The organism is Hydrogenophaga sp. GW456-12-10-14-TSB4, assembly GCF_059424305.1.
This window is the reverse complement of the sequence record NZ_JBWKZH010000076.1, coordinates 20,361-27,124: the sequence shown is the minus strand read 5'-3', so window position 1 is coordinate 27,124 and position 6,764 is coordinate 20,361. Positions and strand designations below refer to the sequence as shown.

The window sequence follows — 6,764 nt, the reverse complement described above, 5'->3', positions numbered from 1 at the left end:
CAGCAGAACGCGGCGCTGGTGGAAGAGAGCGCGGCGGCCGCCGAAAGCCTCAAGGACCAGGCTCGCCGCCTGGCCGGCGTGGTGCAGGTGTTCCGGCTCGCACCGGCCTGATCGGCTCAGCCCAGCGCGAGCGTGAGCGCCGCGAGCGCGGCGGTTTCGGCGCGCAGCACGCGAGGGCCCAGCGTGACGGGCAGGAACCCGGCCGCGCGGGCGAGCGCATCCTCGCTGGCGTTGAGGCCCCCCTCGGGACCGCTGAGGAACCAGACCGGGGCCGGGGCCGGCACCCCGGCGAGTGCGCGGGCCAGCGGCTGGGTGCCGTCGGCCAGCGAGAGCAGGCAGCGCAGACCGGCATCGGCGGGCGGCAGCGTTTTCAGCCAGGCCGCGAAGTCGCTCACCGGGTGCACCGTGGGCACGCGGTTGCCACCGCACTGTTCACACGCCGCCACCGCCACCGACTGCCAGTGCGCCTGCTTCTTCGTGGCCCGTTCGCCTGCCAGGCGCAGCACGCTGTGCGAGGTGTGCAGGGGCTGCAGGCTGGCCACGCCGAGTTCGGCGGCTTTCTCCACCAGCCAGTCCATGCGGTCGTTGGCGGGCATGCCCAGGGCCAGGTGCACCGCACGGGCCGGTTCGCGCTCGGTGGCGCGGTGCGCGCCGAGCACCACCTCCACGTCGCTGCGGCCCATGCGGGTGATGGTGGCGTCCCACTCGCCGCCCTGCCCGTTGAACAGCGTGATGGTCTGACCCGGTTGCAGTCGCAGCACCTGCACATGGCGCGCCGCGGCGGCGGGCAGCGACAGGGGCTGGCCTTCGAGGAGCGGTGCCGGGCAGTGGAAGCGCGGCATGCTCAGACGCGCCCGAAGGCGTAGCCGGAAGCGGCCTGCAGGCCTTCGATCTCGTCGAGCATCTTCAGGAACGGCCCGAGCGCGCGGTAGCGGTGCGCGGTGTGGCGGATGTAGCCGATGAAGCGCGGCGCGTCGGCGAGGTACTTGGGCTTGCCGTCGCGCAGGGTCAGGCGCGCGAAGATGCCGGCCACCTTCAGGTGGCGCTGCAGGCCCATCCATTCCACGCCCCGGTAGAAGGCGCCGAAGTCGCTGTGCCAGTCCTCGAAGTCCATCAGGCCGGCTGCGCGCGCCTTTTCCCAGTAACGCACGGTGACGTCGATCACGAAGTCCTCGTCCCAGCTGAGGAAGGCGTCGCGCATCAGGCTGGCGACGTCGTAGGTGACGGGGCCGTGCACGGCGTCCTGGAAGTCGAGCACGCCCAGCTGCTGCGCAGGTGTGTCACCGGGTTGCAGCGGCAACATGAGGTTGCGCGGCATGTAGTCGCGGTGCACGTACACCTGGGGCGCGGCCAGGTTGTGGGCGACGATGGTGTCGAAGGTCTTCTGCAGCGTCTGGGCCTGCGCGGCGTCGAGCGTGAGGCCCTTGTGCTGCCCCAGGTACCAGTCGGGAAAGAGCTGCAGCTCGCGGCGCAGCAGGGCGTCGTTGTAGGGCGGGAGCACACCGGGTTTCGAGGCCAGTTGCCAGGCCAGCAGCGCGTCCAGCGACTGCATGTAGCGCGCGTGGTTGGCTTGCGGGTTCGCGGCGTCGATGCCGTCGAGCATGGTCTGGTGGCCGAGGTCGCTCAGCAGCATGAACCCCTGAGGCTCGTCCCAGGCCAGGATCTCGGGCACCAGCAGGCCGGCCTCGCGCAGCAGCCCGGCTACCTGCACGAAGGGCTGGCAGTTCTCGTGCGCGGGGGGCGCGTCCATCACGATCAGGCTGGCGCCGGCCTGCGCGTCGATGCGCAGGTAGCGGCGAAAGCTGGCGTCGGCCGAGGCCGGGCGCAGGGTGTCCGGCAGGAGGCCCAGGCGGGCGGCCTGGGCTTGCATCCAGGTGTGAAAGGCGGCTTCCCGAACCGGGTCGGCCCAGGTGACGGCAGGGTGGGTCGGGCTCATGGGGCTGGGTGGTGGGACGTGGGTGGCCGTGCGGCCTGTCCGGGCGTCGGGCAGTGGATAATGGCCCTTGATTCTACAAACCCCCTGCATCGCGGCGACCGGCCTCCGGGCCCGTTCTGGCAGCCGGACCATCGAACTCCACCCCTTGAACCGCCGCACCGATCCGTCGCCCTCCGAGCGCCCGCGCGGAGCCCTAGCCAACCCGCTTTTCGTGGCGGCGCCCGTGGCGCGCGCGGTGCACGTGCTGCTGGCCGCGATCGCCTGGGGTGCGCTGTTCGCGCCCGCTGCCGTGCGCGCGCAGGCGGGCGACGGCGACGAGTCCCTCGTTCGCCTGAAGTCCAGCCGCCAGCTGCAGGAGAGCCTGCCCGAAGACGTGCGCCAGCAGGCGCCCACCTTTGTGCGGGGTGACCGCATCGAGGGCCAGACCGACGGCGTCACCGCCGTGGACGGCAACGCCGAGCTGCGGCGGCACGACACCGTGATCCGCGCCGATCACCTGGAGCTCGACCAGCGCACCAGCGAGGCCAAGGCCAAGGGCAACGTGCTGATCAACCGCAACGGCGACCGCTTCGAGGGCCCCGAGCTGCAGCTCAATGTGGACACCTTCGAGGGGCAGTTCCAGCAGCCCGAATTCACCCTGCTGCAGAACGAAGGCAAGGGCGACGCCAGCCGCGTGGACTTCCTGGGCGAAGACCATGCGACGGCGCACCAGGCCCGTTACTCCACCTGCCCGCGCACCCCGGGCGCCGACTGGATGCCCGCCTGGCTGATCCGCGCCACGCGCATCGATTTCGACAACGTGGAAGAGATGGGCACGGCCACCGGCGGCGTGCTGGAGTTCAAGGGCGTTCCCATCCTGGGCTGGCCCCGCTTCAGCTTTCCGCTGACCGACAAGCGCAAGTCGGGCCTGCTGCCGCCCACGATCAACCTGGACAACGTCAACGGGCTCGAGCTCACGCTGCCCTACTACCTCAACATCGCGCCCAACCTCGACGCCACGATCTACCCGACGCTGATGAGCAAGCGCGGCGTGGAACTGGGTGCCGAGGTGCGTTACCTGCAGCCCAGCTACGCGGGCCAGGTGCGCGGTGCTTTCCTGCCGTCCGATCCCTTGCGCGATGCCGACCGCTGGGGCTATTCGCTGCAGCACAGCCAGAACCTGAGCGGCACCAGCCTGGGCCTGGGCGGTTCGGCCGGCTTGACGCTGGACCTCAACCGCGTGAGCGACGACAACTACTGGCGCGATTTCCCGCGCGCTTTCGGCTCGCTGACCAACCGCCTGCTCGCGGGCAATGCGGTCTACAACTGGGGCCGCGGCCCCTGGGCGGTCAGCGCGGGCGTCTATTCCTGGCAGACGCTGCAGGACATCGAGGCGCCCATCACGCCGCCGTACGACCGGCTGCCTTCGGTCGCGGTGCGCTACAGCCGCAACGACGGCCGCATCGCGGGTCTGAACGACTGGAACTACTCGGTGCTGAGCGAGTACACCCGCTTCGAGTCCAATCCGCTGCTTACCGGCCAGACCAACGGCTCGCGCTCGATGGCCATCGCCGAACTCAGCCGCCGCTGGGAGACGCCGGGCTGGTTCTTCAAGCCGCGCACGCAGTTGCACGCCACGCAGTACCACTTCGACAACCCGCTGGCCGACGGCTCGCGCACCGCGTCGCGCGTGCTGCCCACGGTCAGCCTGGACGGCGGCCTCATCTTCGAGCGCGACGCGAGCTACTTCGGCCGTGCCTTCGTCCAGACGCTGGAGCCGCGCGCCTTCTTCACCTGGACGCCCTACCGCGACCAGAGCCTGCTGCCCAACTACGACTCGGCTGCGAACGACTTCAATTTCGCGACCATCTTTTCGGAGAACGTGTTCGGCGGCAACGACCGCATCTCGGACACGCGCGCCCTCACGGTGGGGGCGAGCTCGCGCCTGCTCGACCCGGATTCCGGCGCCGAGATCGTGCGGGTCGGTCTGGCCCAGCGCTACCTGATCCGCGACCAGAACGTCTTTCTGCCCAATGCCGTTGGCCAGTCGGGTGGCGCGCCGGTGACCGAACGCCTGAGCGACATCCTGCTGGCCACGCGCGTGCAGTGGACGCCGCGATGGACCTTCGACACCAACTTCCAATACAGCCCCGGTGCGGGTGAGTCGGTGCGCACCACGCTGGGCGTGCGCTACATGCCCAGTCGCTACCGTGTGTTCAGCGCGGCCTACCGCCTGCAGCGCGGCAGCAGCGAGCAATACGACTTCGGCTGGCAGTGGCCGCTCAACGACCTGTGGGAGACCCCCGCGAAGACGGGCGTGCCGGGCCGCGGCCTGGGCGCGGGCCAGTGGTACAGCGTGGGCCGCATCAACTACAGCGTGCCCGACCGCAAGGTGGTCGATCTGGTGGCGGGCTTTGAGTACGATGCCGGCTGCTGGATCGGACGCGTCGTGCTGGAGCGGCTGCAGCGCAGCAGCTCATCCGCCAACCAGCGTATCCTGTTCCAGCTGGAGTTCTCCGGCTTCTCTCGCCTCGGCTCGAATCCGTTGAAGACGCTCAAGGACAACGTGCCGCGCTACCAATACCTGCGCGAAGACATCAACCCGCCCAGCCGGTTCCAACAATATGACTGATCGCCACATCGCTTCCTCACGCCTGTCCACCTGGTTGTTGTGCGTGCCCCTGGTGTGGGCGTGTGCGGCCCAGGCGCAGGGCCTGCGGTCCACGGGCCAGCTCAACCTGCCGCGCAGCACCGCGCCCGCCGCCTCGACCGTGCAGAGCACGGCCGACTTCATCGTCGCCCTGGTCAACTCCGAACCGGTCACCAACAACGAGGTGCGCCAGCGCCTGTTGCGCGTCGAGCAGCAGATCGCCCAGGAAGGCAAGGCCATGCCGGCGCGCGATGTGCTCGCGCGCGAGGTGCTGGAGCAGCTCATCAACGAGCGGGCCCAGATGCAACAGGCGACCGAGCTCGGGATCACGGTGGACGAGGCCGCGATCACGCAGGCCGAACAGGCCATTGCGGCGCAGAACCAGCTCAGCCCCGAAGCCTTGCGGCGCCGTCTGGCGGCCGAGGGCATGGACCTCAACCGCTTCCGCAACGACCTGCGCAACCAGATCCTGCTGCAGCGCGTGCAGGAACGCCAGGTCGATTCGCGCGTGCGCGTGACCGATGCGGACATCGACGACTTCCTCCGCGAGCAGCGGGGCAGCAACGAGCTCGCGAACCTGGAGCTCAACCTGGCCCACGTGCTGGTCGCGGTCCCCGAGGGGGCTTCGCCCGAGCGGCTCCAGGAACTGCAGGCCCGCGCGCAAGGGGTGGCGGAGCGGGCGCGCGCCGGCGCCGATTTCGCCCTGCTGGCGCGCGAGTTCTCCGACGCCCCCGAGCGCACCAACGGCGGTGTGTTCGGCATGCGCCCGGCCAGCCGCCTGCCGACCCTGTTTGTGGACGCCACGCGCGCGCTCAACACGGGCGGCGTGGCCGGCCCGTTGCGCAGCCCGGCCGGCTTTCACGTGCTCAAGGTGATCGAGAAGAAGCAGGCCGGTATGCCCGACACGGTCGTCACGCAGACCCGCGCGCGCCACATCCTGTTGCGCCCGGGGCCGCAGCTCAGCCAGTCGGACGCGGTCGCGCGCCTCGCCGACTTCCGCCAGAAGATTGCTGGCGGCCAGGCCAGCTTTGAAGCGCTCGCGCGCGAGCACAGCCAGGACGGCTCGGCCGATCAGGGCGGTGACCTCGGTTGGGCCGGACCGGGCATGTTCGTACCGGAGTTCGAGCAGGCCATGAACGCCCTGCGCCCGGGCGAGATGTCGGCACCGCTGGTCTCGCGCTTTGGTGTGCACCTGATCCGGGTCGACGAGCGCCGCCAGGCCACGCTCACGCAGCGCGAGCAGCGCGACATCGTGCGCGGGCTGGCGCGCGAGAAAAAGATCGAGGACGCCCTGCGGGTCTGGTCCCAGGACACGCGCGGCCGGGCCTACGTCGAGTACCGCGATCCGCCCCAGCCGTGAGGCCCCTGCCACGCGGCGCGACGCCGGTCATCGCATGAAACACATCGCCCGCAAGCGCTTCGGCCAGCACTTCCTGACCGACAGCGCCATCATCGACGCCATCGTGGCTGCCATCGCGCCCGCGCCGGGCGACGCCATGGTCGAGATCGGTCCGGGCCTGGCAGCGCTCACGCAGCCCCTGGTGGAGCGGCTGGGCCGCCTGACGGTGATCGAGCTCGACCGCGACCTGGCCGTGCGCCTGCGCGAGCATGGTCAGCTGGACGTGATCGAGTCGGACGTGCTCAAGGTGGACTTCTCGGCGCTGGCCGGGCGACTGGACAACGGGCATCTGCGGGTGGTGGGCAACCTGCCCTACAACATCTCCACGCCGATCCTGTTCCACCTGCTCGACCATGTCGACGTGGTGAAGGACCAGCACTTCATGCTGCAGAAAGAGGTGATCGATCGCATGGTCGCCCAGCCGGCCACGGCGGACTACGGTCGCCTGTCGGTGATGCTGCAGTGGCGCTACGCGATGGACAACGTGCTGTTCGTGCCGCCGGAGAGCTTCGACCCGCCGCCCCGGGTGGACAGCGCCATCGTGCGCATGGTGCCACTGGCCGTGCCTCCCGCGCTGGACGTGGTGCGCTACGGCGCAATAGTGCAGGTGGCCTTCAGCCAGCGCCGCAAGATCCTGCGCAACACCCTGGGCCGCTGGCTTGACGAGCAGGGTTTTTCGGGCGAGTTCGACCTGCAGCGGCGGGCCGAGGAAGTGCCGGTGAGCGAGTACGTCGCGCTGGCGCAAGCCACGCAGGCATGAAAAAAGCCGCTGCAGGGCAGCGGCTTTTTGGTGGGGTGGC

At 69.9% G+C, this 6,764-nt stretch carries 5 protein-coding genes; 3 read left to right on the top strand and 2 right to left on the bottom strand.

The window, feature by feature from the left end; all coding sequences use genetic code 11:
* Window positions 1-116 precede the first annotated feature (116 nt).
* Both AC07ZS_RS25795 and AC07ZS_RS25790 read right to left on the bottom strand, forming a co-directional pair.
* Window positions 117-842 (bottom strand): 16S rRNA (uracil(1498)-N(3))-methyltransferase, encoded by a 726-nt coding sequence (locus tag AC07ZS_RS25795; RefSeq protein ID WP_494801307.1) that lies wholly within the window; start codon window positions 840-842, stop codon window positions 117-119.
* A gap of 2 nt (window positions 843-844) precedes the next feature.
* Entirely contained in the window at window positions 845-1,936 is a 1,092-nt protein-coding gene (locus tag AC07ZS_RS25790) for an aminoglycoside phosphotransferase family protein (protein ID WP_494801306.1), read from the bottom strand.
* 145 nt (window positions 1,937-2,081) lie between these two features.
* On the opposite strand from AC07ZS_RS25790, the gene AC07ZS_RS25785 reads away from it, so the two are divergent.
* The 3 genes from AC07ZS_RS25785 to rsmA are packed head-to-tail and all read left to right on the top strand — an operon-like array spanning window position 2,082 to window position 6,724.
* On the top strand, window positions 2,082-4,547 hold the full coding sequence (locus AC07ZS_RS25785; RefSeq protein ID WP_494801305.1) for an LPS-assembly protein LptD: 2,466 nt from the start codon (window positions 2,082-2,084) through the stop codon (window positions 4,545-4,547).
* Window positions 4,540-5,925, top strand: coding sequence for a peptidylprolyl isomerase (locus tag AC07ZS_RS25780; protein ID WP_494801304.1), 1,386 nt, complete (start codon window positions 4,540-4,542; stop codon window positions 5,923-5,925). The genes AC07ZS_RS25785 and AC07ZS_RS25780 overlap by 8 nt, the downstream gene beginning before the upstream one ends.
* A gap of 34 nt (window positions 5,926-5,959) precedes the next feature.
* Window positions 5,960-6,724 (top strand): 16S rRNA (adenine(1518)-N(6)/adenine(1519)-N(6))-dimethyltransferase RsmA, encoded by a 765-nt coding sequence (gene rsmA / locus AC07ZS_RS25775; protein WP_494801303.1) that lies wholly within the window; start codon window positions 5,960-5,962, stop codon window positions 6,722-6,724.
* Window positions 6,725-6,764: the final 40 nt, after the last annotated feature.

Bases quoted from the DNA above. Each gene is read 5' to 3' on its own strand.
- AC07ZS_RS25795 (WP_494801307.1), bottom strand. From the start codon at position 842: ATGCCGCGCTTCCACTGCCCGGCACCGCTCCTCGAAGGCCAGCCCCTG.
- AC07ZS_RS25790 (WP_494801306.1), bottom strand. From the start codon at position 1,936: ATGAGCCCGACCCACCCTGCCGTCACCTGGGCCGACCCGGTTCGGGAA.
- AC07ZS_RS25780 (WP_494801304.1), top strand. From the start codon at position 4,540: ATGACTGATCGCCACATCGCTTCCTCACGCCTGTCCACCTGGTTGTTG.
- rsmA (WP_494801303.1), top strand. From the start codon at position 5,960: ATGAAACACATCGCCCGCAAGCGCTTCGGCCAGCACTTCCTGACCGAC.